This is a genomic window from Desulfovibrio piger, from assembly GCF_900116045.1.
Classification (GTDB): domain Bacteria; phylum Desulfobacterota; class Desulfovibrionia; order Desulfovibrionales; family Desulfovibrionaceae; genus Desulfovibrio; species Desulfovibrio piger_A.
Window position 1 is genome coordinate 281,502 of sequence record NZ_LT630450.1, and the last position, 25,996, is coordinate 307,497.

Here is a 25,996-nt window from a genome sequence, read left to right on the forward strand (position 1 = left end):
GCACTCGCAAAAAAAACAGGCAGGAGTCGGACGATAAGCCGGGTTCTGTTCGCACCGGGGGTGCGCGATCGCCATTCCTCTAGAAGAGCAGTTGCCTGCCCTCTCAAGCAGCCTACCCGGAAGGTATGGCCGGGCCAGCCTCCTTCCCTATTTGGCCTTGCTCCAGACGGGGTATGCCGAGCATGCCGTGTCACCACGGCATCTGGTGGTCTCTTACTCCACCGTTTCACCCTTACCCGGCCGGTACGGGACCGGCCGGGCGGTTTGCTTTCTGTGGCGCTGTCCGAAGGTCGCCCTTCCTGGACGTTATCCAGCGTCCTGCCCTGTGGAGCCCGGACTTTCCTCTCCGGGCCGATGCCCGCAGCGGCGATCTGTCCGGCTCCTGCCTGTTGATTTTTAGTCCACCAGAGTCTTGGGTTTGGCCGGAGCGGCCTGCAGTTCCATATCCGGGAAGTGCTCGTTCCAGAAGATCAGGCGCTGGCAGTTGGGGCAGCTCAGGATCTGCTGGCCGCGCTGCAGTTCGATGAAGGACTGCGGCGGGATGGCGATGTGGCAGCCGGAGCAGATGCCTTCGCGCACACCGACGATGACGGGATGCTCAAGACGCTTGCGGATGAATTCGTAACGCACGAAGACGGGCTGGGGGATGACGCCGGCGGCGTGCTGGCGTTTTTCTTCCAGTTCGGCCAGCTTGGCCTGGGCCATCTGGATCTTTTCTTCCAGGCCGTCGCGGCGCACTTCCAGTTCGGCCTGGAGGGCACCGTGGGTCAGATCGAGCTCGGCCAGGGCTTCGTTCTGGCGCTGCACCTCTTCCATGAGGGTCATCTTTTCTTCCTCACGGGAGCGGTTGATCTTTTCCATGCTGTCCATTTCGCGCATCATGGCATGGTATTCGCGCGTGTTTTCCACCTGCATGAGCTTGTTCTTGCTCTTCCTGATGCGGGCGGAATCATCGTCGATCTCCATGGCGAGGCGCTTCTGCTGTTCCTGCAGGTGGGTCAGTTTTTCCACGATGCGTTCGCGCTGGGCGTTGCTGGCATCGAATTTGGCCTGCAGCTCGTCCAGCTGGCGGGGAGCGGATTCCAGTTCCTGACGCACGGCAAAGATGGCGTCATCCACTTTCTGCAGCTCGACAAGCTGGCGGATCTGGTCAAGGTAGACAGCGGTGCTCATGGGTTTCCTCCTAGAGAACGCGGGGACGGACAGGCTGAAAAGGGGAGGCCGAGGGCACGAAGACGACTTCGAGCGCCGGGCAGGCGTGCTGCAGATGGATGGCGGCACGCCGCATCATTTCTTCTTCCAGGCTGTGATGGCCCACGTCGAAAAGACAAAGTTGGGTATCCAGCGCCGTATGGTATTTGACGTCGCCGGTGATGAAAATGTCGGCACCCGCGGCACGGGCTTCCTCCAGCAGGGAGGAACCCGAGCCGGTGCAGTAGGCCACGCGCCGGATACGGCCCGGGCAGGGGCCGCTGACGGTGGCGGTGCCCAGGTCGATGTGCGCGGCCAGCATGCCGGCCAGCTGTTGCAGGTCCACGGATTCGGCCAGATCGCCGGCCAGGCCGAAACCGTGCGGCAGATCCCCGGTTCCCGGGCCGGTGGGTTCCAGGACGGCCAGGTTGTCCAGGTGCAGTTCACGGGCCAGCCAGGACACCGGGCCGTCGCTGTTGACATCCAGCGAGGTGTGCGCGGCATAGAGCGGCACGTCGTTGCCCAGCAGCAGGCGCAGGACATCGTGATAATGGTCGATGCGGTTGGGCAGCGAAGGTTTGAGCGCCAGCGGATGATGGCTGAGGATGCACTGCGCACCGAGCTCGAGCGCGGCCGCGATGGAGGCCGGGCTCGGGTCGAGGCAGACAGCCAGACGCGTGGCGTCGGTCCTGTGGGCGGCCACCTGCAGGCCCGAAGCGTCCCAGGACGCGGCGCCCTGCAGGGGGGCCATCTGTTCGATGGTGGAAATGATCTCTGCTATATGCATCTCTCTCCCTCACAGTAAAAAAGCACTTCCCTGAAACCAGAAAAGTGCTTTCAAAAGCAAAGGGCGGCAGGCTCGCTGCAAATGATCGACACCTGTGTCTGCGACCACTGGGGCCGTAACCGGCAAAACGGTTCAGCGAATCTATCCGGCCCTGAGGCCGCTGTCAAGCGGGAAGTCCCCTTCCTTATATATTAAAGGGCACGCAGGTAGCGCACGGCGTTGGAGAACAGCTGGGTGGCCGGGGGCACATCAATGGAGCCGCGGGTCCAGGTGGGGTAGTTGGTCACATGGTGGAAGGCCTCGGGATGGGGCATGAGGCCCAGCACGCGCCCGCTGGGATCCGTCAGGCCGGCGATGGCCAGGCTGGAGCCGTTGGGGTTGAGCGGGTATTCCATGGTGGCCTTGCCGGTCTCGGGATCGGCATACTGCAGGGCGATGAGGTTTTCATCGGCCAGGCGCTGCAGGGTGGCGTCGTCACGGGCGATGAGCTTGCCCTCGCCGTGACGCACGGGCATGGCCATCATGGGCAGGTCCCTAGTGAAGACACAGGGGCTCTTGGGGTTGGGCAGCAGATGCACCCAGCGGTCTTCGTAACGGGCGGAGTCGTTGTGGCTCAGGGAGACCTGGCGTTCGAAGCGGTTGTTGTCCAGGGCGGGCAGCACGCCCAGCTTGACCAGCAGCTGGAAGCCGTTGCAGATGCCCAGGATCAGTTTGCCGTCGTTGATGAATTCGGTCAGGGACTGGAGCAGGGGGGTGCCCGTGCTGTCCTTGAGATAGCGCCAGCGCATGCTGGCGGCCTGGGCGGCGCCCAGGTCGTCACCATCCAGGAACCCGCCGGGGAACACAAGGAAGTGGTAATCGCTCAGGCGGACTTTGGCGGCCACGATATCGGAAAAATGCACGACATCGGCGCGGTCAGCACCCGCGAGACGGGCAGCGTGGGCTGTTTCGAGATGGGAATTGGTGCCATAGCCGGTGATGACGAGAGTATTGACTGTGCCCATGCGGCAGGAGCCTCCTTGCAAGCGGTAGCCACAAAGGGCCACTATGGAAATGGAAAAAGAGACTACCTGCAAAGTTTATAATAGTCAATGCTGGTAAAATGATCCAGATTGGTGTAAAACCTCCCGATTGCGCGAGGGCGGCTCGTCCGCGTGCAGCACATGCGGTCCGGACCACGGTCCGCTGTATGTCATCAAAAGGTAGGAGTTCATGAAAACCAAGTTCATTTTTGTTACGGGCGGTGTGTTGTCTTCCCTGGGCAAGGGCCTTGCCGCGGCTTCGCTGGGCGCCCTGCTGCAGACCCGGGGACTTTCCGTCACCATCCAAAAGCTGGATCCGTATATCAATGTTGACCCCGGCACCATGAATCCCTTCCAGCACGGCGAAGTGTTCGTGACCGATGACGGGGCCGAGACCGACCTGGACCTGGGCCACTACGAACGTTACCTCAACGTGCCCATGTCGCGCAAGAACAACACCACTTCCGGCGCCATCTACAACCACGTGATCGCCAAGGAACGCCGGGGCGACTACCTGGGCGGCACCGTGCAGGTGATCCCCCACATCACCGACGAGATCAAGCATACCGTGCTTTCCCTGGCCGAAGGTGACAATGCCCCTGACGTGGCCATCATCGAGATCGGCGGCACCGTGGGCGACATCGAGGGCCTGCCTTTCCTGGAGGCCATCCGCCAGCTCAAGTCCGAGCTGGGCCGTGACAACTGCCTGAACATCCACCTGACGCTGGTGCCCTACCTCAAGGCCGCCGGTGAGCACAAGACCAAGCCCACCCAGCACAGCGTCAAGGAGCTGCTTTCCATCGGCATCCAGCCCGACATCATCCTCTGCCGCTGCGAGCACAGCATCCCCGAGGAGATGCGCCGCAAGATCGCCCTGTTCTGCAACGTGGACCAGGATGCCGTCTTCTCCTCCGTGGATGTGGGCAACATCTATGAAGTGCCCCTGCGTTTCTATGAGGAGGGCTTTGACCAGAAAGTGGCCATCATGCTGCGACTGCCCGCGCGTAACGCCCATCTGGAAGACTGGAAGAAGCTGGTCTACGACTGCGCCAATCCCCAGGGCAGCGTGACCATCGCCATCGTGGGCAAGTATGTGGACCTGAAGGAAGCCTACAAGAGCCTGCACGAAGCCCTGATCCACGGCGGTGTGGCCAACCGCGTTTCCGTGAACCTGCGTTACGTCAATTCCGAGAACGTGGACGACAGCAACGTGGCCGCCACCTTTGCCGGCTGCGACGGCATCCTGGTGCCCGGCGGCTTCGGCTATCGCGGCGTGGAGGGCAAGATCGCCGCCATCCGCTATGCCCGCGAAAACCGCATCCCCTTCTTCGGCATCTGTCTGGGCATGCAGTGCGCTGTCATCGAGTTCGCCCGCCATGTGGCCGGCCTGGAAGACGCCAATTCCGAAGAGTTCGATCCCCTGAGCGCCCACAAGGTCATCTACCTGATGACCGAATGGTTCGACTTCCGCACCAAGAACCTGGAAAAGCGCGATGCCGAGAGCGACAAGGGCGGCACCATGCGTCTGGGCGCCTACCCCTGCAAGATCATCCCCGGTACCCGCGCCTTTGAGGCCTACGGCAAGGAGCTGGTGGAGGAACGCCACCGCCACCGCTACGAATTCAACAACGCTTTCAAGGATCTGCTGGAAGAGAAGGGCATGGTCTTCAGCGGTACCGCTCCCGACGGCTCCCTGATGGAGATCGTGGAGCTGCCCGACCATCCCTGGTTCCTGGGCTGCCAGTTCCACCCCGAATTCAAGTCCCGCCCCATGGCGGCGCATCCCCTGTTCCGTGAATTCATCAAGGCCGCCAAGGACAACCACAGGAAATAGGGCTTTTGTGCACGAAAAGCCGTTCAGGACGCTCCGCCGGCGCGGGGCGTCCTTTTTTTATGCAATGACTTGAAATATTCCCTTTTTTATGCTCGCAAGCCCGCCTCCCTTGCCTATTGGTGCAGCATGTGGCATGGTATTTGAAAAGTAGAAAATTTTTACTGACAGGATAGCACCCCATGGCATTGGAACTTCGTCAACAACTCAAATTGTCGCAGCAGCTGGTCATGACCCCCCAGCTGCAGCAGGCCATCAAGCTGTTGCAGCTTTCTCGTGTCGAACTTCTGGAGACCGTCCAGCAGGAATTGCTGGAGAATCCTTTCCTGGAAGAGGCCCCGGCCAATGAGCCCGTAGCCCAGCAGGACCAGGAAGAGCCCCGGCATGAGAAGCCCCAGGACGAAGTCTATGACGCGGATCTGTCCCGCAATGCCGACTGGGAGGAATATCTTGGCGAGTTCGCCAGCACGCCGCGTACCTCGCAGGGCCGGGAGCTGGAGATCGCGGAAGAGATCTCCCCCCTGGAGGCCCGCTATTCGGCCAAGCCCACGCTGGAAGGGCATCTGCTCTGGCAGCTGCACCTTTCGACCCTGACGGACGAACAGAAGGCGATCGGCGAGATCATCATCGGCAACCTGGGTTCTTCGGGCTATCTGCGCGCCAGCGTGGAGGAGATCGCCGAGATGGCGTCCACCACGCCGGAGGCCGTGCAGACGGTGCTGGAGCGCGTGCAGCTCTTCGATCCGGTGGGCGTGGCGGCCCGGGATGCCCGCGAATGCCTGCTGGTGCAGCTGAAGAACCTGCGCTATGACCGTGACCCCATCCTGATGGAACTGGTGCAGTCGCATCTGGAAGACCTGGAGGCCCACCGCTACAAGCCCCTGCTGCGCAAGTTCAAGCTGGACATGGAAGGCCTGCGCGAATACCTGGACATCATCCAGTCCCTGGAGCCCCTGCCCGGTGCCAGCTTCGACAGCAGCGAGCCCACCTATGTGAGCCCCGACGTCTTCGTGTACAGTGTCGGCGACGAATTCGTCATCCTGCTCAACGAGGAGGGCCTGCCGCATCTGCAGCTCTCCAGCATGTTGCGTGATGGCGTTCCCTCCTGTAATGAAAAAGAGAAGGACTACGTTTCGGAAAAAATACGTTCGGCCTCCTGGCTCATCCGCAGTCTGTACCAGCGGCAGCGGACGCTGTATAAAGTGGTGGAAAGCATCGTCAAGCACCAGCAGCCCTTTTTCCGCGACGGCGTCACCAAGCTCGCGCCGCTCATCCTCAAGGATATCGCCGACGATATCGGGATGCACGAGTCCACGGTCAGCCGCATCACCACCAACAAATATGTGGCGACGCCGCACGGCATCTTCGAGCTCAAATTTTTCTTCAACAGCGGGCTTGAACTGGACGATGGAAGTCAGGTAGGCTCTGAAAGTGTCAAGGCCCTGATCAAAAAGTTCATCGCTGCTGAAGATCCCAAATCGCCCCTGAGCGATGAGCGGCTCGGCGAGCTGCTCAAGGAACAGTTGAAGGTCAACATCGCACGGCGCACGGTGGCCAAGTACCGCACGGCGCTGAACATCCCCTCATCCTCAAAGCGCAAGGAACATTTCTGATTCCTGCACCACGGGAGGTTCTATGAACATTGCTTTCACTTTCAAGAACTTCGAGGCCTCCGATCATCTGAAGAAGTATGCCCGTCGCCGCATGGAAAAGATGGGGCGCTTTTTTGGCAAGGCTTCCGGACTGGAAGTCGGTGTTGTGCTTACTGTGGACAAGTTCCGGCATCGCTGTGAAGTGACCATCGCCGGCGAGGGGCTGCACCTGAGCGCTTCCGAACAGTCTTCCGACATGTATGCCGCCATCGACCTTGTGGTGGACAAGGTCGAGGCCCAGATCAAGAAGCACGTCTCGCGCGTCAAGGAACAGCGCCGTCAGGCCCGCAACGCCAATGTGGACGTGTTCACCTACAACCTGGAAGCCGATCCCGATGAAGAGCCCGCCGTGGTGGGCACCGAGCGCTTTGCGCCCAAGCCCCTGCATCTGGACGAAGCCCTGATGCAGCTGGAATCCATCGGCAGTGACTTCCTGGTCTTCATCAATGCCGAGACCGACCGCGTCAATGTGGTGTACCGCCGCCGCATCGGCGGCTATGCCGTCATCGACCCTGTCCTGTAAAGACTTCGGGGCCCCCGCAAGGGGGCCCCTTCGAGAGTGCCATGAGCCAGACATCATCCGATGAAGCGGCCACGCCTGTCCAGGTCTGCATCGTCACCGGCCTTTCAGGGGCCGGTAAGAGTACGGCGTTGCAGGTCTTTGAGGACTTGCGCTATTTTACCGTGGACGGACTGCCTGCCGGGCTGGCCGCCGAGATGGCGGACATGATGCGGCGCGAATCCATGGAGCGTTTCCGGGGCATGGCCCTGGGCATGGACATGCGGCAGCAGGATTTTCTGGAAGAGCTCAACGTGGCCCTTGCCCGGCTTGCGGAACACGGTGTCCGGCCCATGCTGCTCTTTCTGGAGGCCGGACCGCAGGAGCTCATGCGGCGTTACGCCACGACCCGCCGGCCGCACCCGCTGGAACGCGAGGGCATGGGGCTTGAGGATGCCCTGCGCGAGGAGCGCGCGCGGCTGGCCCCTGTGCGCGAGATGGCGGATCTGGTCATAGATACCAGCCGTTTTTCCATCCATGACCTGCGCCGTGCCATCCAGAAGCGCTGGAGCAGGACGCCGGGCAGGCTGCGGGCCATCCGTGTCAACGTCATCTCGTTCGGCTTCAAGTATGGTGTCCCGCGCGAGGCGGATTTCGTCTTTGACCTGCGCTTCCTGCCCAACCCCTATTTTGTAGAGAAATTGCGTCCTCTCAGCGGCAAGGACAAGGCGGTCCGTGACTATGTCTTTGCCACCGAGGCAGCGCAGGAATTCGAGAAAAAGCTTTTCGACCTGGTGCGCTTCATGCTGCCGCAGATGGAAGCGGAAGGCCGCTACCGGGTGGCCATAGCCGTGGGCTGCACCGGTGGCCGCCACCGCTCCGTGGCCACGGCCGAGGCCCTGTTCCAGATGCTGCGCCAGGCGGATTATCCGGCCAGTCTTGAGCACAGGCACCTTGAACTTGGCTAGGAAAGCTGGCACTCTTGGCATTACATGCTGCATTTTGCAGAAATTTCAGTTCCAGCGCGAGGTATGTCATGTCGGAACAGCAATCTTCCACCCAGGTCGGCATCATCGTCGTTGCCCATGCCGACTATGGTTCTGCCATGCTGCGCACGGCGGAGTTCATCCTTGGTACCCTGAGCGACTGCACCTCCATCAGCGTGGACATCGCCCAGGAAGTGCCCGAGACCGTGCGCCGTCTGGATGATGCCGCCCAGCGGCTGGACAAGGGCGCCGGGGTCATCATCCTCACCGACATGTTCGGCGGCACCCCCACCAACCTGGCCCTCTCCCTGCTGGGGAGCCATCATGTGGAAGTCGTCACCGGCGTCAACCTGCCCATGCTGCTCAAGGTCTTCACCTGCCGCGAAAAGCCCCTGGCCGAGCTGGCCAGGCTGGCCGGAGAGGCCGGTACCAAGGGCATCGTCGTGGCCGGCAGCATGCTGCGCTCCCGGAACAAAGAAAAAACAGGCGATTGATTCGTATGCTCTGGTTCAGAGTGGACAATCGTCTGGTGCACGGGCAGGTCATCGAAGGCTGGCTGCCCTATGTGGCCGCCCGGCACCTGATCGTTGCCAATGACGCCATGTCCGCGGACCTTCTGCAGCAGCAGATCGTGTCCCTGGCCGTGCCGGAACAGGTGGCCGTCCACTTCGTGCCGGTGGATGCCCTGCCCGAGACCCTGGCCTGCTGCGGCGAGAGCAGCCTCGTGCTCTTTGCCGATTGCCAGGATGCCCGCAGGGCCCTGGAAAGCGGCGTCGCCATCCGTGCCCTCAATATCGGCAATCTGCACTACGCACCGGGCAAGATCCAGCTTTTTCCGCATGTGGCCCTTTCCCCGCAGGACAGGGACGATTTGCGGGCCATGCTGCAGCAGCAGGTGGAGCTGGATTTTCGCTGTGTGCCTTCCGACAAGATCCGGGATGCTTATGAGCAGCTTCTCTGATGCCCTCTGGCTGGGCGTGCACTACGCTTTTTTTTTGTCCTCGCGGGGGTGGCCCGCTCCTCCTTTGTCTTCAGGCTGGCTGACAGGCCCCTGTTCTGGGCCCTGCTGCTGGGAGGGCTGACCGGCCGCTGGCAGCCCGCGCTCTCCCTGGGGATCGTGGTGGAACTGCTCTGGCTCGACGTCATCGCCCTGGGCAGCGTGGTCCCGCCCTTCGGGACCCTGGCCTTCCTGCTGCTTTTTCCCCTGTCCGTCATTCCGGGCTGGACGGAGGCCCATCAGTTCCTCGCGCCCCTGATGTTCGCGGTGTTCGCGGCCTATGGCGCCAGCTATGCGGAGCGTTACCAGCGGGTGGCGCTCAATCCGCTGGTGGATCTGGTCGCGGCGTCGGCATCGTCCGGCCACGGCTGCACACCGGGGCGGGCCGTGGCCCTGGGGGCCGTGGTGCGCGCTGTCTGGCAGTTCCTGTACTACATGCTGTGCTATGTGGCCCTATGGCTGGCCTGTGACCTGCTGGGGAAGGGGATATTCCTGTTCGAGGGGCGGATGAGCTGGGGCATGCTCTTTGCCGCCAGCATGGTGGGCGGCATCCTTTCCCTGCGCACACGCCGGGCCTATGCCTGCCTCATGGGAATGTTCGTGGCGGTCTGGGGCTTTCTGGCCGTGACCAGGCTGGACATCTTTTAGGGCCGGGCTCTTTCGGGAGCCGGCCTGCCGCCATCATGCATAAAAAAGCTGCGTCACGCACGGCATTGCCATGCGGTCGCAGCTTTTTCTTCTGTCGCCGTCCTGGGGGACGGCGCCGGAGGCTCCCGTCACCCCTGCTGGAAAGCCCGCATCCAGGCCAGCACGGGCAACATCAGGGCCAGCAGGGCGGACAGCCATTGCGGCAGGCCCGGCCAGCGGCGGGCGCTGCGCAGGGCCTCCCAGAGGCCGAGGGCCGTCCCGGCCGCCAGGCCGCAGATATGGGCCAGGTAGTCCACGTTCCCTTCTCCCATGCCCCACATGGCCAGGATGCCCACACCGGCCACCAGCGGCAGATGGCGTTTGCCCTCATGGTGCAGGACCATGAAGCCTGCCAGTGCCCCGATGGCCGCGAAGACCGCCGTGGAAAAGCCCAGGCTGAGGACGAATTCCCGGCGCAGCACCACGGTGAGCAGATTGCCGAGCCCGCCGCCCAGCATGGTCAGCAGCAGGGCCCGGCCCGGGCCTGTCAGCCGGGCCAGCAGGGGCAGCATGATGCCGCCCAGCAGGATATTGCCGGCCAGATGGGCCGCGTCGGCATGCAGGGTCAGGGCCGTGAACAGGCGCTGCCATTCGCCATAGACGCGCAGGCGGACATTGTCCAGCGCGCCGGCCTGTTCCCAGCTTTCCGGCGGTGGCAGCCCTTCGGGCAGCGGCCACCAGCCGCTCCGCAGGCCGTGCCAGAGGATGAGCAGCAGCAGGGGCAGGGCGGCCAGCCAGCAGCGGGCATGGAGCGCGGGCGGCAGGTCCCGGGGGGCCGGGGGCCGCTGTTTTTCCGCATGGAAGTGCTGCAGCTCCTGCCGGGCCAGGCCTTCCAGCAAGGCGGGCACATAGAGGTATTCTTTCTGCCGGAAACGCCAGAGCTGATGGGGCAGGCCACAGGCACTGAGCACGAGGATCATTTCCTGCCGCTGGCTGTAGGACGTGATGCCCCCGCTGCCGGTGAGGGAACGCCAGTGGGGCGGCAGGGGACGCGGGCGACGCTGGACGTGCCAGTATCCCGCAAAAGGGGCGGGCAGGCGCAGAAGGCGGGGCTTCATAGCAAAAAAGCCCCGATTGCAGTTGCAACCGGGGCCTTGCGGGCGAAAAACAAGTTAGTCCTGCTTGGCACGGGCGACGGGCTTGGTCACCACACCGGAACGCAGGCAGCGGGTGCACACGGTCAGGGTGCGCACGGTGCCGTCAGCGAACTGATGACGCACACGCTGCAGGTTGGGATTGAAGCGGCGCTTGGTCTTGATGTTGGAATGGCTGACAAGATTGCCGACCTGGGGCTTTTTGCCGCAGAAATCGCATTCTTTGCTCATGATGTCCTCCGTATATGCAGAAAACTGTGTGTATCGTATATGCGGCAAAGCCGGGTAACAGCGGCCGCGCATTGCGCAGGCAATGAGCCATGCATCCAGCATGGCCGCGCAAGCAGTTCCTTTACCCAAGCTTTGCCCAAAAGGCAAGCTTTTTTCCGGGAAAGGGTCAAAATTCTTTGCCGCGGGCTACGTTTCGGGCGCAAGACACGGGCAGAGCATCCGGCGCCGGGGGGGATCGGAGCCCTCCGGGGCGCGGAAGCCGGCCTGCCGGGCCTCCTCGTGCGACAGCAGGCGGGCATGGACCCGGCAGCCGATGGCATACGGGGGCAGCCACTGCTGCCACTGTGGTGCCGCGGCATCGACATACAGGTGGGCCAGATCCGGGCAGGCGGTACAGGAAGCGCAGGGGGCATCCGGCAGTTCCGGCACACAGCAGGCCCCGGGGGACCGTTCCAGGGTGGCCATGATGTCGAGGATGCGACGGCGCAGGGCAAGCTCGGCATCCATGGCCGTGGCGCAGGCCCCGGCATCGAGCCCCAGTTCCTCATAGGCCATCCAGATGACTTCGCCGTTCATGCGGCCGTACAGGGGATGGCTGTCCCGCAGGCGCTTGTTTTCAGCCGCTGGCAGCGCGGAGCTGTCTACCGGGGGAAGGGTATCGTCCATGATCCTCCAGAAGCAAAAAAGGGGCCGGCAGGCCGGCCCCGGGATGGCGGTGTGACGGAGGCTACTTCAGCAGGCCCTGCAGGGTCTGCCTGCCCTTGCTGATGGTCTGGTCGAATTCCTGCTGCAGGGAGTCCATCAGCTCCTTGACGGAAACGATGCTGTTGACCCGGGCCACGTTGGCCCCGCAAAAGGCGAAGCCGCGCTCCAGGTTGCCCTTCATGGCGCTGATGAGGGCCTGGGCGATGCAGTAGGGCGTCTTTTCCTGGTCGCAGGTATGCACACAGTGGAAGACGCATTTGAAAGGTTTTTTGTTGCCCTGGCGGGCGGACTCGATGAAGTCGTTCTGGAGGGCGCGGCCGGGCATGCCCACAGGGCTCTTGATGATGGTGATGTCTTCTTCGCGGGCGGCGATGTAGCTTTGCTTGAAGCGTTCATCGGCATCGCATTCCCTGGTGGCCACGAAGCGCGTCCCCATCTGGACGCCGGCAGCGCCGAGGTCGAGGAATTTCTTGATGTCTGCACCGGTGTAGATGCCGCCGGCGGCGATGACGGGCACGGCCCGGCCCTTCTGGTCTTCAAGGCGCTTGGCGGCCTCGACCACCTGGGGGACCAGGACTTCCAGGGCGAAGTTGGGGTCATCGATCTCTTCACGCTTGAAACCGAGGTGCCCGCCGGCCTTGGGGCCTTCCACCACGAAGGCGTCGGGCAGATAGTCGAAGCGGGAGAGCCACTTGCGGGCGATCAGGGTCGCCGCGCGGGCGGAAGAGACGATGGGGACCAGCTTGGTCTTGAACTCTTCCTTTTTTTCTTCGCAGGCCTGCAGGAGGTGTTTGGGCATCTCCAGGGGCAGACCGGCACCGGAAAAGATGATGTCGGCACGGTTCTCGATGGCCGTGCGCACCATCTGGCTGAAGGTGGTCAGCGCCACCATGATGTTGACGCCGATGATGCCCTGGGTCTTTTCCCGGGCCTTGCTCAGCTCCTGGCGCAGGGCGCGCAGGTTGGCTTCGATGGGATTTTTGGCCACGTCGGGCTCTTTCATCCCGATCATGGCTCCGGCGATGACGCCGATGCCGCCCTGATTGGCGACAGCGGAGGCGAGGCCGGAAAGGGAAATGCCGACACCCATGCCTCCCTGGACGATGGGCATTTTAGCGGTCAGGTCTCCAATGGACAAAGAAGGAAAAGCCATGATGCAACCTCCAACATGGCGCTATAAGGTAAAGCCCTCACGGGGCGGTATTGAAATCAGTTTTCAGACAGTATTACCAGAAAAAGCCTGTTTTCACAAGGCCGCTGCCGCCATCAGGCGTGGCAAAGTGCCTGGTAATCGCACCAGCGGCAGCCTTCGCCCGGACGGCCGGTGAACTCCGGGCCGTGCTCCATATGCCAGAGCAGCAGGGAAAGGACGTCGAAGCATTGACGGATGCGTTCGTCATTGTCCCTGGCCGGGCTGGGGCCGAACAGCCAGTATTCCCGGCCCGTGTCGCGCAGTTCCACCAGGGCGGCGTCGTGCAGCTCCCTGAAACCGGCGGCATGCAGCATGCACAGGTAGGCGGGCAGCTGGATCATGCGCAATTTTTCGGCCAGCTGGTCGAAGGTCCCGGCGGCCAGCCGGCGGCGGTCCTCCAGAGGGAGCCGCTCGTCCCGGACCTGGGCCATACGTTCGAACAGGGCGGCATCGTCCCAGAGATCCCCGGCGGGATTGTTGATGATGCCGGTCTTGTAGTCCACGATGCAAAGGCCGTCCTCACGCCTGTCCAGCCTGTCCAGGCGCCCCTTGAAGGTATATTCCCGGCCGTTGCAGCGGATGGTCTGGGTCAGGGGATACTCCAGCTCCAGGATGGTGGCTTCCGGCTGGTGGCGGAGGTATTCCTCCAGGCGGCGCGGGGCCGCCACGGCAAACATCATCAGGCTGTCGGGCGGCAGCAGGGCCCGCAGCCCGTGGCGCTCCGTCTGACGCTGCAGTTCGGCGCGCATGTCTTCCGTGCTGATGCTGGCGGCGTCCACCGTCGTGTTGCGGTAGGGACGGTAGAGCTGCTGCAGCACGTCGTGCAGCACGGAGCCCACTTCCGCCGGATCGTCCTTTTCGTTGACCTCCTGGACGGGCCGGAAGCGGCACAGATGCTTCCAGACGAAAGCCAGCGGACAATGCAGATAGGTATCCAGGGCCGTGGGCGGGATGGGCGCGGCCAGAAAGTCCCGCATGGCATCCTGCAAGGCCTGGTTGCGTTTCAGGGACAGTGCGCGGGGCGGCATGGGGGTCACATCGCAGGCGGCCACGGCCAGCGGCGCTGTCCCGGGGGTGAGGAGGGCCCCGGTGCGCTGCTCGTGCGCCCAGATGAGCTGCTCCACAAAACGGCTGCGGGCCTTCTTGCTGTCCATGAGGCCGGAGCGCCCCTGGCTCTCCTGCCAGTAAAAATGCACTTCGCGGGCGCAGGCGCACAGACGGTAGAGGGTATGGGAGGCCGCCCGTTCCCGGCGGCGGGCATCGGGCAGGCCCAGGATGCGGCGCAGGCTGTCCGGCAGCAGGGGGTCCTGACCGGGGGCACCAGGCAGGACGTCATCGGTGGCATCGACGATGAAGATGCGGTCGAACTGGAGCAGACGGCTTTCCAGCATGCCCAGCACCTGCACGCCGCCCAGGGGGTCGGCCTCGAAGGGGATGCGCTGCTGCTGCAGCAGCTGGCGGGCCAGGCCGTGCAGGAGGCGGGGGGGCATCTCCTCGCCGGACAGGGCATTGTGCTGCAATTCCGGCACGCAATGGCGCACCAGGCGGTACAGGGCCTCGGCATCCAGGGGAAAGCGCTCCCAGACGGCCTGCCCGTGGCGGGTCAGGAAGTCGCTCAGGCGCAGCAGGGCCCCGGCCAGAGCGGCCAGCGTGCCGGCATCACCGAAATCTTCCAGCAGCAGGTGCAGCAGCTCTTCCAGCAGGGCACGCTCGGGACCGGGGGCGGGAAGGGGCCCGTCCGGGGCGCCCGCGTGTTCTTCGTCGCCGGCCAGGGCGGCCAGCAGGTCGTCAAAGGCCACCAGGCGCCTGCCGCTGCGGATGCGGCGCTCCAGGCGGCGCAGCAGGGGCCGCAGGGGCTGTCCCGTGCCTGCTTCCCCGCCGGGGGCGGCCTGCAGCATGCCCAGATACGGGTGGCGCAGGCAGGCCAGCAGGTGCCGCCAGTAAAAGAGCCCGTCCCTGTCCCGGCCTTCATGCAGGCGGAAGAGGCTGTCCAGCAGATGGAAGACGGGCGAGCGCTCCAGGGGATAGCCCATGGAGATGTTGACGTCCTTGTCCGGCAGGTGGTGCAGCACGGGCAGCAGGAGGTCGCCGTGGGTCAGCAGGATGGCTGTGGAGGCCTCCGACGGGGCTTCCAGATCCTGTTGCAGGGCCTTGAGCTGGGAGTGGAGGTCGTAGCCCGTGAAATAATGCCATTTTTGTGCATCGTCCGCCGGTGCGGGCGCGTCCGGTTCCCAAAGTCGGGCCGTGGCCTGCCAGCGCTGCAGCCACTGGACGTGTTCCTGGCAGGCCCAGTGCACGGCCGGCCTTCCTTCCTCGCCATGCCGGAGCAGGGCGGGATCCGTATGCAGGCAGACGCGGGCCCCGGCCTGCCAGAGGCTGCGGAGCAGGAGGTCCTCGGTCTCGGTGAGCAGGGAAAAACCGGCCAGCAGCACGGGATGCCCGTCCGCCGGGCGCAGCAGGCCGGGGATGTCCTCCGCATGGCGGGCGGCCAGCCAGAAATCATGGCCCGGTGTGGTCCAGCCTCTTTGGGCCAGAGCCGCCACATAGGCATCACGGATGCGCCCCAGGGCGCCCAGCAGGGCCGCGGCCGGGGGACTCACCTCGTCGATGAAGGGCAGGTCGTCGGTGACCATGTTCTGGCCCAGCAGCTCTTCCAGCAGGTTGGCCAGGCGGATGCCCCAGGGCAGGAAGGCGCCCGGGGCCAGATCGCCGAAGCGCTTCTCCAGCTCGTGGTCTTCACCGGCCAGCCCGAGGACGCAGTCCCGCAGCAGGGCCACCCTGTCCAGCAGGCAGGCCGTGCGCAGCGGCACGGGGCTGGCATGCATGCGCCACAGGCGCACCATGTCCGGCAGGGAAAGAACCTTGGGCAACAGGCCGGTGGTGCCGGCATCGGCATAGATGTCCACAAGGTAGCGCCACGGACGGTTGTGGGGGACGATGATGACGGCATCGCCGGGCCGCCCGCGGCTCCAGAGGTCGGTGGCCTGTTTCAGGGCAGGCAGGAAGGGCCGCTGCCAGGAAAAGATATGGAAGGGGCTGCTCATGCCTCGTCCTCACAGAAATAGCGGGGATAGGCCCCAAGATCCGTAAACAGTTCCGAGGCGCTGCCGGGCTCCACCAGGCGGAAGGCCTGCCTGTCCAGATAGATGAGCAGGCCGCGGGCCACCGCTGTGCCGCCCTGTTCCAGGCAGCGCAGATAGCGCCGTACCTGCCGTACATGTTCGTCCATGACCCTGCCGCTCTTGTAATCCACCACCAGGGTCCCCCAGGACAGGGGGACGATGAGGTCGGCACGCAAAAGCTCCCGGCGGGGGCCGTCGGCTTCCAGCATGGATTGCTCCGGGACGCCGCGCCGCTGCCACAGGCCGAACTGGGGAAGGCGCAGCAGCCAGAGCAGGCAGGATTCCATATCGGCGGCGACATTTTCCCTGTCAGGGCCGTCCTGCCCGTCGGCAAGGGGGATGGTGGCAAGGACTTCCCGCACGGCGACCCGGATATTGTCCTCACTGAGGCCGCCCAGGGGCAGCTGCTCCAGACAGGCATGGAGCAGGGTGCCGCGATCCCGTGCGGAAAAATGCATCCGCTCCAGCGGGTTGCGGTAGATCTTGAGCCGGGGCAGCCATTGCATGGGCCGCCAGCCCTCTTCCGGCACAGACGGCGCTGCCGCCTGCCCGCGGGGGAGCTGGCCGGGATCGGCATCGGCCGTTGCGGCGTCCGGTGCCGTGTCCGTCTCTTCCTCCCCGTCCTCGGCAGCCGGCGGCCGGACCGGGCGCAGCACGTCGTCCCCGCCTTCCAGCTGGTAGGGGACCGTGAGCCCGGCCTGCTGCCAGAGCACATCCAGAGCGTGGCTGCCGCAGCCCCTGCGCACGGTGGCGGCACTGGTACGGAAGACGTACAGCTCTTCCCGTGCCCGGGTGAAGGCCACATAGAACTGGTTGAGCAGTTCCGTGGCCTGACGCAGCAGGGCCTCATAATAGACCCTGCCGCAATGGGGGCCGTTTTTGCAGACCATGCGCAGGCCGTCTTCCTCCATGAGCACCGGATCGTTCGCCTTCAGGGAAGCGTCGGTCCAGGGCAGGAGGACCACAGGGGCCTCGAGGCCCTTGGATTTGTGGACGGTCATGATGCGCACGGCGTCGATGCCTTCGGGCATGGGGACTTTTTCTTCGCCGCCCTTTTCCTGCCAGTGGGCCAGGAAGTCGGGCAGGGTGGCCAGCCCCTGATCCTCGGCGTTTTTGAGCACTTCGAGGAAACAGCGCAGGAAGACATCCGCTTCGGGACAGCGCTGGAAGACCTGCAGACGGTCGTACCACTCCATGATCGTGTCATACGGCGTCATGAGCCCCGCCTGATTGTGGAAGGGGGCCAGCACGGAAGCCCAGAAATCCGGGAACTGCTGCTGCAGGTGCGGCAGAAGGGAAGTCCTGCCGCGGCCCACGCAGGTATCGTGCAGCTCCTGCAGGCCGGGGACCGGCAGGGGCCCCTGCTGCACCAGACTGCCCGTGACCACGGTCCAGAGGGCCAGCTCGTCTTCCGCATTGCACAGGAACTGCAGCAGGGCCACGCTTTGGATCACCAGGGGATGGGTGGACAGCAGCAGGCTGTTCTCCGTGACGATGGGGATACTGGCGGCGGCCAGATCTTCGGCCACCAGCGCGGCCTGGGCGTTGCTGCGCACCAGCACCAGCATGTCCTGCCAGGAGCGGCGCGGGGCCAGTTCGTGCAGGATCATGCGGCGCAGGCGCACCAGCACGGCGGCATTGAGCCCCTCGCTGTTGTCGCCTTCGATGGCTTCCACGCGCACGAGGCCGCCGGAAGCGGACCGGGGCGAGAAGTCCTGGGCCGTCCCGGCATAGCCCGCGGCCACGCGTCCCGCATAGCCGTCCAGCAGGTCGTCCGGCGTGTCTTGCGGCATCAGGGCGGCAAGGGCCTGCCGGGCCACGGCGGCATCCTCCAGGGGCGAGAACAGGGCGTTGTTGTGCGCGATGATCTGGCGGCAGCTGCGCCAGTTGGCCGTGAGCGTCTCGTGGCGCACGTCCGGGGCCAGACGGCGCAAGGGCCCTTCGATGCCGTCAAAGAGGGCCGCATCCCCGCCACGCCAGCCGTAGATGGCCTGCTTGACATCGCCCACCCAGGTCAGGGAACCGCCCCGGGAAAGGGCCTCTTCCACCAGCGGGCTCAGGGCCTGCCACTGTTCGCGGCTGGTATCCTGGAACTCGTCCAGCAGGAAATATTGCAGGCGGCTGCCCAGACGGCACAGGGCCTCGGAGACGCCGAAGCTGCCGCCGAGCACCGAAGCGGCCAGCTCCGGCACCAGGACGGCGGGCAGCGTGCCCTCCTGCTGCTGGTTGGCCCGCATGGCGTGGACCAGCAGGGTGGCCAGCTGGACGGCCGGAGCGAAATGGCGGGCCGAACGCAGCAGGGCATGCCGGCGTCTGAACTCCGGCAACCAGGCGACCAGCGCCTCCAGGGCCGTCATCAGGGCTTCCGTGCGTTTCGTTTTGGCCGTGAGGAATCTGTCGACCCCGGGCTCGGCGATGGACTTGAGCTTGAAGGCCCCTTCATCCCGCTCCTGGAGGCGCACCAGGGCCTTGCGGCTCGTGGCATGGAGTCTGGTCCCGGCGCCTTCTTCCGCCTCCAGCACGTCCGTGACCAGACCGATGGTCCTGTGCCAGTGCTGCCGGTGGCGTTCGCCCAGCTCTTCCGGGCCCGCGATGTCCGTGAATTCGCCGCGCAGGATGCCGTCCAGCAGGGGGCGGATGATGTCGCCCAGCTTTTCCCCGGCATTGAAGCCCTTGCTCTGCTGCACATGGACGATGGCCCAGTAGAGGTCGCGCAACAGCTTCTCCATGGCCTCGTTGCCCTGGGATGCCTGGTTGAGCAGGGTCTCGAGATAGGGGGTCACGGCGTCCATGCTCACGAAGGCGGGCTGGAAGTCCGGGGGCAGGTCCAGCTGCAGGGAGGCCGAACGCACGATGGCGTGGAGCAGGCTGTCGATGGTGCGGATGTTGAGGCTGGCCAGGTCCCGCAGGATGACGTCCAGCCAGCGGGCGGCCATGCCGGGCGTCAGGGGGATGTCCTGTTCCGGCGTGCCCAGGGCGATGGCCTTGAGCCGTCCGATGACGCGGTCGCGCATCTCGCCGGCGGCGGCATTGGTGAAGGTGATGGCCAGGATCTCGTCCCAGCCGGAGGGACCGCTGCCCAGCCCGCAGGAAGATGCGGCGGCGGGCCCCGGCGCGCCGCAGGCCGCCAGCAGGCACAAAAAACGCCGGGTCAGGTCATAGGTCTTGCCCGACCCGGCGGATGCCTTGACCTGATACAGGCTAGCCATGCGTCTCTTGCCGGGGCAGCATGCCGGCCAGCATGCCCTGTCCCGTGGATTCCAGGGCGGCGCGCCAGAGGTCGGAGTAGATGTTGAGCTTGCGGCGGCGGCGCGTCACCAGCTCCAGCGGCAGGTGCACATAGCGGTCCTGGATCTTGCCCACCACCATGTCGGTGCGCCCGGCCATGGCCGCATGGACGGCATACTGCCCCAGGAAGCCGCAGTAGACCTTGTCGTTGGCCGTGGCCGGCACGGAACGGATGATGTAGCTGGGGTCGATGTACTTGAGCGCATGGGGGATGCCGCGCGCGTCCATATAGCGCTTGATCTCCGAGCGCAGCAGGTCGGCCACGTCGCCCAGCAGCAGATTGCCCGAGGCGTCGGTGGCGCCGGAGCGGTCCAGCAGATGCTGGCCGGCCCCTTCGGCCGCCACGATGACGGCATGGTGGCGGCTTTTCAGGCGTTCCTCCAGCGCGGGCAGCAGGCCGCCTTCCCCTTCGAGGGTGAAGGGCGCTTCCGGGATCAGGACGAAGTTCACTTCCTTCATGGCCAGCGTGGCCTGGGCGGCGATGAAGCCCGATTCCCGGCCCATGAGCTTGACCAGACCAATACCGTTGGGCATGCCCTTGGCCTCGGTATGGGCGCATTCGATGGCCTCGGTGGCCTTGAAGACGGCGGTCTCGAAGCCGAAGGACTGGGGGATGAAGTTGATGTCGTTGTCGATGGTCTTGGGGATGCCGATGACGGCGATCTTGAGGTTGCGCGCCTGCACTTCACGGCTGATGCTCAGGGCGGCCTTCATGCTGCCGTCACCGCCGATGACGAACAGGATGCTGACGTTGGAACGCTCCAGGCTGTCCACGATCTCTTCCGCGGACTGGGGCCCGCGTGACGAGCCCAGGATGGTGCCGCCGAAGCGGTGGATGTCGGCCACGCGTTCGGGGGTCAGCTCCACGGGCTGATGCCCGTAAGCCGGGATGAAACCTTCCAGCCCGTAGCGTATGCCCATGATGGAGGGCACATGGTAGGCGTGGTGCGCCTCCATGACGATGGCGCGGATGACGTCGTTGAGCCCCGGGCAAAGGCCACCGCAGGTCACGATGGCGCATTTTGCCCGGCTGGGATCGAAGTAGAGTTTTTTCCGGGGGCCGGCGGCCTCGAAGTCCAGGCGGACGGGATCGGCGAACTCGTCGCAGAGTTCCCTGTCCACCTGTATGGGCAGGCGCACGTCATCCACCCAGGTGCGGTAGGGCAGCCGGGACGTGAGCTTGGGGGTGCCGAGAGTACGGATGCCGGTATCGATGGCGCCGGGTTCGGTCATGCTTCACCTCGTCGTGGGATGCTCGGTTCAGGCAGGCTGCGAGAAGCAGTCCCGCATGGCGGCGATGGAAAGGGCCAGGAAGGCATCCAGCGGCAGGCCCGCCTGTTCGCACTGGCGGATGTTGTCGCGGCAGACGCTGGCGGCAAAGGCCTTGTCCTTCATCTTTTTCTTGATGCTCTTGACTTCCATGCCCTCGTAGCCCGTGGGCCGCATCAGGGCGGCGGCGCTGATGAGGCCGGTGATGGTCTCGCCGCAGCGCAGGGCGTAGTCGAAACGGGTCCTGGGCGCACAGCCGGTCATCTCGCCGTTGTGGGCTCGGATGGCGGCCAGGGCCTCCTCGGGCAGTTTGCCTTCCAGCAGGCGGGCGCCTTCCAGACCGTGCTTTTCCGGTGTGGCCTCCGTGGCGGGATAGTCCACATCGTGCAGCAGGCCGGTCAGGCCCCACAGTTCCTCATCTTCACCAAGTTCACGGGCCAGGGCCCGCATGACGGCCTCGGAAGCCACAGAGTGCTGCAACAGGCCCGCCTGGACATGGTTCTCCGCCAGCAGGGCCAGCGCTTCGTCTCGTGAAATCATGCTGATGTTCTCCTTGTCGCAAGTCTAAAACAGGGAGAACCGCATAGCAAGGGGAAGCCCGGTTCTCCCGCGACGTTGCTGGCGGCAAGGGATCGGTCGCCCCGCGTCGCCCTGTTTTCGTCGTGCGCTTTTTATGGATGCCGTGCGGGGACCGCGGCGGGACGGGCAGGCCGGAAGGCAGGGGGCCGTTGCGGTGCGGCAGGGGGGAAAGGGCTTTTCCCGGGGCTGTGGCCGTCAGCCGGGCCCGCCTGTTGACAGCGGCCCGGATATGCCCGATGTAAAGGGATTCAGATAATCCCCGCAACAAAGATTGGAAACTATGCCAATATACGGTTTGCGCTTTCGCGCTTTGGGACAGACCCTGTACCATACGGGCCCTGCCGATCTGGCCGTGGGCGATCATGTACTGATCGCGGCCGATCAGGGGCAGGCCCTGGCGCAGGTGGTTTCCGGTCCCTATGATCATGTGGCCGGTGTGGAGCCGGAGAGCCTGACGCCCATCGAGCGCCGGGCCACGGAAGAAGACCTGGCCGAGGGCCGCACCAACGAGAAGCTGGCCCGCGAGGCCACGGAATTCTGCCGCCAGTGCATCCGTGACCGCCGCCTGGACATGAAGCTCGTGGATGTGGAGGTCTTTTTTGACCGCAGCAAGCTCATCTTCTATTTCACGGCGCCGGCCCGCATCGATTTTCGCGAGCTGGTCAAGGATCTGGTGCGCGAATACCGCGCCCGCATCGAGCTGCGCCAGATAGGCGTGCGTCACGAGACCCAGATGGTGGGGGCCGTGGGCAATTGCGGCATGGTCTGCTGCTGCCGCCGCTATCTGCGCAAGTTCGCTCCCGTGACCATCCGCATGGCCAAGGAACAGAACCTGTTCCTCAATCCTGCCAAGATATCGGGCATCTGCGGCCGCCTGCTCTGCTGCCTTTCCTATGAGCAGGAGAACTATGACCGCTTCCACCACAACTGCCCGCGCCTGGGCAAGAAATACCAGACCACGCAGGGCACCATGAAGGTGCTGCGGGCCAACATGTTCCGCAATTCGCTGTCCGTGCTCAACGAGAACAACGAGGAACAGGAGCTGACGCTGGAGGAATGGCAGGCCCTGGACCCGCATCGTCCCGAGCCCCATCCCGGCAATGCCCAGCCCAAACCGGCGCAGCAGGGCCAGAAGGCCGCGCAGGGGGATGGTCTGCTGGTGGTCTCCGCCACGCCGGAGAACGTGGACGATCCCAATCTGTTCGCCGATGTGCTGCCGCCCGACGCGCCCCTGACCGCCGGAACGGAAGCCCGGCCGCCACAGGCCCGGCCGCAGGCCGAAGCCGCCCCCGCAGAAAACAGCAAAAGTCGCCGCCGCCGTCGCCGCAAGTCGCAGCAACGGCAGGACGGTGCTGCCGAATAAACGGAGTCAGACGTGAAGAATTTCTACATCACCACCCCCATCTACTATGTGAATGCCAAGCCCCATCTGGGACATGCCTATACCACCATCGTGGCCGACTCCCTGTCGCGCTTCCACAAGACCCTGGGCGACAACACCATGTTCCTGACCGGTACGGACGAACACGGTGACAAGATCGTCAAGGCCGCCGAAAAGCAGGGCGTCTCCCCCAAGGAGTTCGTGGACGGCATCAGCGGCCTGTTCCAGCAGCTGTGGCCGCATCTGGGCATCGAGAACGACGCCTTCGTGCGCACCACCGACGAGGACCACAAGGCCCGCGTGCAGCGCTTTTTGCAGCAGGTCTATGATGCCGGTGACATCTATTTCGGCGAGTTCGGCGGCCACTACTGCTACGGCTGCGAACGCTTCTATACGGAAAAGGAACTGGAGAACGGCCTGTGCCCCCAGCACCTGACCAAGCCTGAATTCATCAGCGAGAAGAACTACTTCTTCCGCATGTCCAAATACCTGCCCTGGCTGCGGGAATATATCGAGAGCCATCCCGACTTCATCCGGCCCGAGCGCTACCGTAACGAAGTGCTGTCCATGCTGGAATCGGGCGCGCTGGAAGACCTGTGCATCTCCCGTCCCAAGTCCCGCCTGACCTGGGGCATCGAGCTGCCCTTCGACAAGGATTACGTCTGCTATGTGTGGTTCGACGCCCTGCTGAACTACATCAGCGCCCTGGGCTGGCCCGACGGCGAAAAGTACAAGACCTTCTGGCCCGGCGAACATCTGGTGGCCAAGGACATCCTCAAGCCCCACGCCGTGTTCTGGCCCACCATGCTCAAGGCCGCGGGCCTGCCCGTGTACCAGCACCTGAACGTGCACGGCTACTGGCTGGTGCGTGACACCAAGATGTCCAAGTCCCTGGGCAACGTGGTGGAACCGCTGGAGATGCGCCAGAAATACGGCCTGGACGCCTTCCGCTATTTCCTGCTGCGCGAGATGCATTTCGGTTCCGACGCCTCCTTCAGCGAGGAAGGCATGGTGAGCCGCATCAACGCCGACCTGGCCAACGACCTGGGCAACCTGTTCAGCCGCGTGCTGTCCATGACGGCCAAGTATTTTGAAAGCAGGGTGCCCCGGCCCGGCGAGTTCAGCGAGGACGACAAGGCCATCGTCGAACTGTGCGCCACGGCCATGAGCAATTACATCCAGCTGTTCGGCAACACCCAGTTCGCCCAGGGCCTTGATTCCCTGTGGGAGCTGGTGCGCGCGCTCAACAAGTACGTGGACTCGCAGGCGCCGTGGACCCTGTTCAAGCAGGGCGACACCACGCGCCTGGGCACGGTCATGTACGTGCTGCTGTCGGCCATGCGCAAGGTGGCCCTGTGCCTGTGGGCCGTCATGCCCGATGCTTCCCGCACCCTGCTGGAGCAGCTGGGCCAGCAGCCCGGCGAAGGCCCTGTGACCACCTCGCTGGAAGCCGAGGCCGGCAACTTCGACGGTCTGCAGCCCGGCACCGAAGTGGCGGCCAGCTCCAACCTTTTCCCGCGCATCGACGTCAAGGCCCTGCAGCAGGAAGACCCGGCCGGGAAGGCCCCCAAGGCCAAGAAGGAAAAGAAGCAGGAATCCCCCAAGGCCGCTCCTGCCGCCGAAGGCCGGAACGGCGAGATCAGCTTCGACCAGTTCAAGGCCGTGGAGATGCGCGCCGGGACCGTGGTCGTGGCGGAAAAGCATCCCAATGCCGACCGCATCCTGCGCCTGGAGATCGATTTTGACGAAGGCCAGCCGCGCCAGATCCTGTCCGGCCTGGCCGACTACTACACGCCCGAGGAACTGGTGGGCAAGCAGGTCATCGCCGTGCTCAACCTGGCCCCGCGCAAGATTCGCGGCCTCATGTCCAACGGTATGGTGCTGACCGCCGAAAAGGACGGCAAGCTCTCCGTCCTGACGCCTGCCGCGCCCGTGCCCAACGGCAGCCAGATCGCCTAGGACAAACGATTCTCGACAGGGGCGGGGAAGGGCATTTTGCCGGCGGCAGGAAGGCGCTCCCTTCCCCGTGCCCCGTTCTTCTCCGGCGCCCGCGTAAAGGCAACAGGGGAGAGCAGCGGGGAGCCTTCGGGCAGAGACAAAAAACTCCCCCGTCCGCAAGGGATGGGGGAGGCTGGAACAAGGGGAGGACGACCAGCAGGCCGCCTTCCCTTTTTTCATGCCTCGCGGCATGATGCGCACAGCGGGGATTGCAATGCCCGGCATTTCCGTCTATAGGCTGGCCGCGGGCACCGGTGCTGCCGGGCCGCCCTCCGGGAGGGCTTGTTTGTCATCCGGGAAGCGCGGCATCCTGTGGGGCGCGGTTCCTGGAGAGGGCGGCAAGGCCGTCTCGTGCAGGCTCCGGCCTCTGTTCAGGAAGACGATACCTATTCGCTCTTTTCCTCCGTCGCAGGGTCGAACAGGCGGCCCAGTGCCGCCGCGTCCAGAGGGTTGAGGTTGAAGCGCATCCCGGCTTCGTCCAGAAGGGCGGCCAGGGATTTTTCAGGATACAGGGCGCGCTGTTCCGCCAGCCAGGCGGCGGCTCGCCGTACCAGTTCCGAAGCGGGCATGATGGTGGCCATGAGGTGCTCCTTTTTGTGGATCATTCTAGCCGAGTCCGTTTCGGGAAACAACGGGTCTTCGGATCCAAAGGACGGCATATATGGATAATTTGTGGGTTGCGTTCATCCTCAGCATCGTGGAAGGGCTGACGGAATACCTGCCGGTCTCGTCCTCGGGCCATCTGGTGCTGGTGGGCGATCTGCTCAATTTCAGCGGCGAAAAGGCTGCGACCTTCCAGGTGGTCATCCAGCTGGGGGCCATCATGGCCGTGGTCGTCCTTTACTGGGAGCGTTTCTGGGGCCTGCTGCGGCCGCAGCAGGGCGTGCCCTTTGCCGGCCTGCGCGGCATCTGGATGCTCTTCCTCACCTGTCTGCCCGCCTGCGTGCTGGGCCTGCTGCTGCATGCGCAGATCAAGAGCCTGTTCACGCCGGGCATGGTGCTGATCCCCTTCGTCATCGGTGCCCTGCTGATGATCTTTGTGGAACGCCGCCAGTTCCATCCCCGCTATGAGACCCTGGACGACATGACGCCGGGCCTGGCCTTCGGTATCGGCTGCTTCCAGTGCCTGGCCCTGTTTCCCGGCTTTTCCCGCTCCGCCGCCACCATCATGGGCGGCATGATCCTGGGGGCCCGCCGCCCGCTGGCAGCGGAATATTCCTTCATCGCTGCGGTTCCCATCATGGTGGCGGCCACGGGCTTTGACCTGCTCAAGAGCCTGCATCTGTTCACCGCAGCGGACATCCCCTTCTTTGCCGTAGGCATGATCGGCTCCTTCATTTCCGCACTGATCGCGGTCAAGGCCTTCGTGAGGCTGGTGGGCCACATGACCCTGGTGCCCTTCGCCGTGTATCGCCTTCTGCTGGCCCCCTTCATCTGGTATTTCATGGTGCATTAAAAAAAATTGGAAAAATCCCCAAAAAACGC

The 25,996-nt window shown here is 64.3% G+C and carries 22 protein-coding genes and 1 other RNA gene; 10 read left to right on the plus strand and 13 right to left on the minus strand.

Annotated features, from left to right (window positions below):
• Positions 1-18 precede the first annotated feature (18 nt).
• From rnpB to DESPIGER_RS01480, 4 genes are all read right to left on the minus strand, one after another.
• Positions 19-383, minus strand: an RNA gene (gene rnpB / locus DESPIGER_RS01465) — RNase P RNA component class A.
• 13 nt (positions 384-396) lie between these two features.
• Positions 397-1,173: a zinc ribbon domain-containing protein gene (locus DESPIGER_RS01470; RefSeq protein WP_072332113.1), complete on the minus strand. Its 777-nt coding sequence runs from the start codon at positions 1,171-1,173 to the stop codon at positions 397-399.
• Positions 1,174-1,183: 10 nt separating this feature from the next.
• Positions 1,184-1,978 carry a Nif3-like dinuclear metal center hexameric protein gene (locus DESPIGER_RS01475; protein WP_072332116.1) on the minus strand — a complete coding sequence of 265 codons (795 nt, stop codon included), beginning with the start codon at positions 1,976-1,978 and terminating at the stop codon, positions 1,184-1,186.
• Between the two features lie 191 nt (positions 1,979-2,169).
• Positions 2,170-2,982, minus strand: a complete 813-nt coding sequence (locus tag DESPIGER_RS01480) for a phosphoribosylformylglycinamidine synthase subunit PurQ (RefSeq protein WP_072332119.1) — start codon at positions 2,980-2,982, stop codon at positions 2,170-2,172.
• 208 nt (positions 2,983-3,190) lie between these two features.
• Between DESPIGER_RS01480 and DESPIGER_RS01485 the strand changes: the two genes are divergently transcribed.
• The 7 genes from DESPIGER_RS01485 (at position 3,191) to DESPIGER_RS01515 (ending at position 9,613) form a co-directional block, all read left to right on the plus strand.
• Complete coding sequence (locus DESPIGER_RS01485; RefSeq protein WP_072332122.1) at positions 3,191-4,834, plus strand: CTP synthase; 1,644 nt, start codon at positions 3,191-3,193, stop codon at positions 4,832-4,834.
• Between the two features lie 179 nt (positions 4,835-5,013).
• A complete protein-coding gene (gene rpoN, locus DESPIGER_RS01490) occupies positions 5,014-6,444 on the plus strand; it encodes an RNA polymerase factor sigma-54 (protein WP_072332125.1) in 1,431 nt (476 codons plus the stop codon).
• Positions 6,445-6,466: 22 nt separating this feature from the next.
• On the plus strand, positions 6,467-7,006 hold the full coding sequence (gene hpf / locus DESPIGER_RS01495) for a ribosome hibernation-promoting factor, HPF/YfiA family (RefSeq protein WP_072332128.1): 540 nt from the start codon (positions 6,467-6,469) through the stop codon (positions 7,004-7,006).
• A 41-nt stretch (positions 7,007-7,047) separates the two neighbouring features.
• Positions 7,048-7,950: an RNase adapter RapZ gene (rapZ, locus tag DESPIGER_RS01500; protein WP_072332131.1), complete on the plus strand. Its 903-nt coding sequence runs from the start codon at positions 7,048-7,050 to the stop codon at positions 7,948-7,950.
• A gap of 68 nt (positions 7,951-8,018) precedes the next feature.
• Positions 8,019-8,462: a PTS sugar transporter subunit IIA gene (locus DESPIGER_RS01505; protein ID WP_072332134.1), complete on the plus strand. Its 444-nt coding sequence runs from the start codon at positions 8,019-8,021 to the stop codon at positions 8,460-8,462.
• A gap of 5 nt (positions 8,463-8,467) precedes the next feature.
• On the plus strand, positions 8,468-8,929 hold the full coding sequence (locus DESPIGER_RS01510) for a PTS sugar transporter subunit IIB (RefSeq protein ID WP_072332137.1): 462 nt from the start codon (positions 8,468-8,470) through the stop codon (positions 8,927-8,929).
• Between the two features lie 48 nt (positions 8,930-8,977).
• Complete coding sequence (locus DESPIGER_RS01515) at positions 8,978-9,613, plus strand: hypothetical protein (RefSeq protein WP_083575241.1); 636 nt, start codon at positions 8,978-8,980, stop codon at positions 9,611-9,613.
• A 128-nt stretch (positions 9,614-9,741) separates the two neighbouring features.
• Here DESPIGER_RS01515 and DESPIGER_RS01520 read toward each other — a convergent pair whose 3' ends face one another.
• The 8 genes from DESPIGER_RS01520 to DESPIGER_RS01555 all read right to left on the minus strand — a co-directional run bounded on the left by DESPIGER_RS01520 (position 9,742) and on the right by DESPIGER_RS01555 (position 21,093).
• A complete protein-coding gene (locus DESPIGER_RS01520; RefSeq protein ID WP_072332141.1) occupies positions 9,742-10,710 on the minus strand; it encodes a rhomboid family intramembrane serine protease in 969 nt (322 codons plus the stop codon).
• A gap of 54 nt (positions 10,711-10,764) precedes the next feature.
• Complete coding sequence (gene rpmB / locus DESPIGER_RS01525; RefSeq protein WP_072332144.1) at positions 10,765-10,977, minus strand: 50S ribosomal protein L28; 213 nt, start codon at positions 10,975-10,977, stop codon at positions 10,765-10,767.
• Between the two features lie 186 nt (positions 10,978-11,163).
• Complete coding sequence (locus tag DESPIGER_RS01530) at positions 11,164-11,643, minus strand: hypothetical protein (protein WP_072332147.1); 480 nt, start codon at positions 11,641-11,643, stop codon at positions 11,164-11,166.
• 61 nt (positions 11,644-11,704) lie between these two features.
• On the minus strand, positions 11,705-12,835 hold the full coding sequence (locus tag DESPIGER_RS01535) for an NAD(P)H-dependent flavin oxidoreductase (protein ID WP_072332150.1): 1,131 nt from the start codon (positions 12,833-12,835) through the stop codon (positions 11,705-11,707).
• A gap of 113 nt (positions 12,836-12,948) precedes the next feature.
• Positions 12,949-15,918, minus strand: coding sequence for a PD-(D/E)XK nuclease family protein (locus tag DESPIGER_RS01540; RefSeq protein WP_072332153.1), 2,970 nt, complete (start codon positions 15,916-15,918; stop codon positions 12,949-12,951).
• The gene (locus tag DESPIGER_RS01545) at positions 15,915-19,205 is read right to left on the minus strand and encodes a UvrD-helicase domain-containing protein (protein WP_072332157.1); all 3,291 of its coding nucleotides are present in this window, start codon (positions 19,203-19,205) and stop codon (positions 15,915-15,917) included. Before DESPIGER_RS01545 ends, DESPIGER_RS01540 begins: the two co-directional genes overlap by 4 nt.
• Positions 19,198-20,517 (minus strand): ATP-dependent 6-phosphofructokinase, encoded by a 1,320-nt coding sequence (locus DESPIGER_RS01550; protein ID WP_072332160.1) that lies wholly within the window; start codon positions 20,515-20,517, stop codon positions 19,198-19,200. The genes DESPIGER_RS01545 and DESPIGER_RS01550 overlap by 8 nt, the downstream gene beginning before the upstream one ends.
• Before the next feature lie 27 nt (positions 20,518-20,544).
• Complete coding sequence (locus tag DESPIGER_RS01555; protein WP_072332163.1) at positions 20,545-21,093, minus strand: HDIG domain-containing metalloprotein; 549 nt, start codon at positions 21,091-21,093, stop codon at positions 20,545-20,547.
• Between the two features lie 319 nt (positions 21,094-21,412).
• On the opposite strand from DESPIGER_RS01555, the gene DESPIGER_RS01560 reads away from it, so the two are divergent.
• A complete protein-coding gene (locus DESPIGER_RS01560) occupies positions 21,413-22,495 on the plus strand; it encodes a PSP1 domain-containing protein (RefSeq protein WP_072332166.1) in 1,083 nt (360 codons plus the stop codon).
• 12 nt (positions 22,496-22,507) lie between these two features.
• Positions 22,508-24,472: a methionine--tRNA ligase gene (metG, locus tag DESPIGER_RS01565; protein ID WP_072332169.1), complete on the plus strand. Its 1,965-nt coding sequence runs from the start codon at positions 22,508-22,510 to the stop codon at positions 24,470-24,472.
• Positions 24,473-24,897: 425 nt separating this feature from the next.
• Here metG and DESPIGER_RS01570 read toward each other — a convergent pair whose 3' ends face one another.
• A complete protein-coding gene (locus DESPIGER_RS01570; protein WP_419865649.1) occupies positions 24,898-25,116 on the minus strand; it encodes a hypothetical protein in 219 nt (72 codons plus the stop codon).
• A gap of 56 nt (positions 25,117-25,172) precedes the next feature.
• On the opposite strand from DESPIGER_RS01570, the gene DESPIGER_RS01575 reads away from it, so the two are divergent.
• On the plus strand, positions 25,173-25,967 hold the full coding sequence (locus tag DESPIGER_RS01575; protein WP_072332175.1) for an undecaprenyl-diphosphate phosphatase: 795 nt from the start codon (positions 25,173-25,175) through the stop codon (positions 25,965-25,967).
• The last annotated feature ends 29 nt before the right edge of the window (positions 25,968-25,996 follow it).

Coding starts and splice junctions, on each gene's coding strand:
- hpf (WP_072332128.1), top strand. CDS start 6,467: ATGAACATTGCTTTCACTTTCAAGAACTTCGAGGCCTCCGATCATCTG.
- DESPIGER_RS01475 (WP_072332116.1), bottom strand. CDS start 1,978: ATGCATATAGCAGAGATCATTTCCACCATCGAACAGATGGCCCCCCTG.
- DESPIGER_RS01485 (WP_072332122.1), top strand. CDS start 3,191: ATGAAAACCAAGTTCATTTTTGTTACGGGCGGTGTGTTGTCTTCCCTG.
- DESPIGER_RS01560 (WP_072332166.1), top strand. CDS start 21,413: ATGCCAATATACGGTTTGCGCTTTCGCGCTTTGGGACAGACCCTGTAC.
- DESPIGER_RS01545 (WP_072332157.1), bottom strand. CDS start 19,205: ATGGCTAGCCTGTATCAGGTCAAGGCATCCGCCGGGTCGGGCAAGACC.
- DESPIGER_RS01555 (WP_072332163.1), bottom strand. CDS start 21,093: ATGATTTCACGAGACGAAGCGCTGGCCCTGCTGGCGGAGAACCATGTC.
- DESPIGER_RS01520 (WP_072332141.1), bottom strand. CDS start 10,710: ATGAAGCCCCGCCTTCTGCGCCTGCCCGCCCCTTTTGCGGGATACTGG.
- DESPIGER_RS01535 (WP_072332150.1), bottom strand. CDS start 12,835: ATGGCTTTTCCTTCTTTGTCCATTGGAGACCTGACCGCTAAAATGCCC.
- rpoN (WP_072332125.1), top strand. CDS start 5,014: ATGGCATTGGAACTTCGTCAACAACTCAAATTGTCGCAGCAGCTGGTC.
- DESPIGER_RS01540 (WP_072332153.1), bottom strand. CDS start 15,918: ATGAGCAGCCCCTTCCATATCTTTTCCTGGCAGCGGCCCTTCCTGCCT.
- DESPIGER_RS01510 (WP_072332137.1), top strand. CDS start 8,468: ATGCTCTGGTTCAGAGTGGACAATCGTCTGGTGCACGGGCAGGTCATC.
- DESPIGER_RS01550 (WP_072332160.1), bottom strand. CDS start 20,517: ATGACCGAACCCGGCGCCATCGATACCGGCATCCGTACTCTCGGCACC.
- DESPIGER_RS01505 (WP_072332134.1), top strand. CDS start 8,019: ATGTCGGAACAGCAATCTTCCACCCAGGTCGGCATCATCGTCGTTGCC.
- rapZ (WP_072332131.1), top strand. CDS start 7,048: ATGAGCCAGACATCATCCGATGAAGCGGCCACGCCTGTCCAGGTCTGC.
- DESPIGER_RS01570 (WP_419865649.1), bottom strand. CDS start 25,116: ATGATCCACAAAAAGGAGCACCTCATGGCCACCATCATGCCCGCTTCG.
- rpmB (WP_072332144.1), bottom strand. CDS start 10,977: ATGAGCAAAGAATGCGATTTCTGCGGCAAAAAGCCCCAGGTCGGCAAT.
- DESPIGER_RS01530 (WP_072332147.1), bottom strand. CDS start 11,643: ATGGACGATACCCTTCCCCCGGTAGACAGCTCCGCGCTGCCAGCGGCT.
- DESPIGER_RS01575 (WP_072332175.1), top strand. CDS start 25,173: ATGGATAATTTGTGGGTTGCGTTCATCCTCAGCATCGTGGAAGGGCTG.
- DESPIGER_RS01470 (WP_072332113.1), bottom strand. CDS start 1,173: ATGAGCACCGCTGTCTACCTTGACCAGATCCGCCAGCTTGTCGAGCTG.
- DESPIGER_RS01480 (WP_072332119.1), bottom strand. CDS start 2,982: ATGGGCACAGTCAATACTCTCGTCATCACCGGCTATGGCACCAATTCC.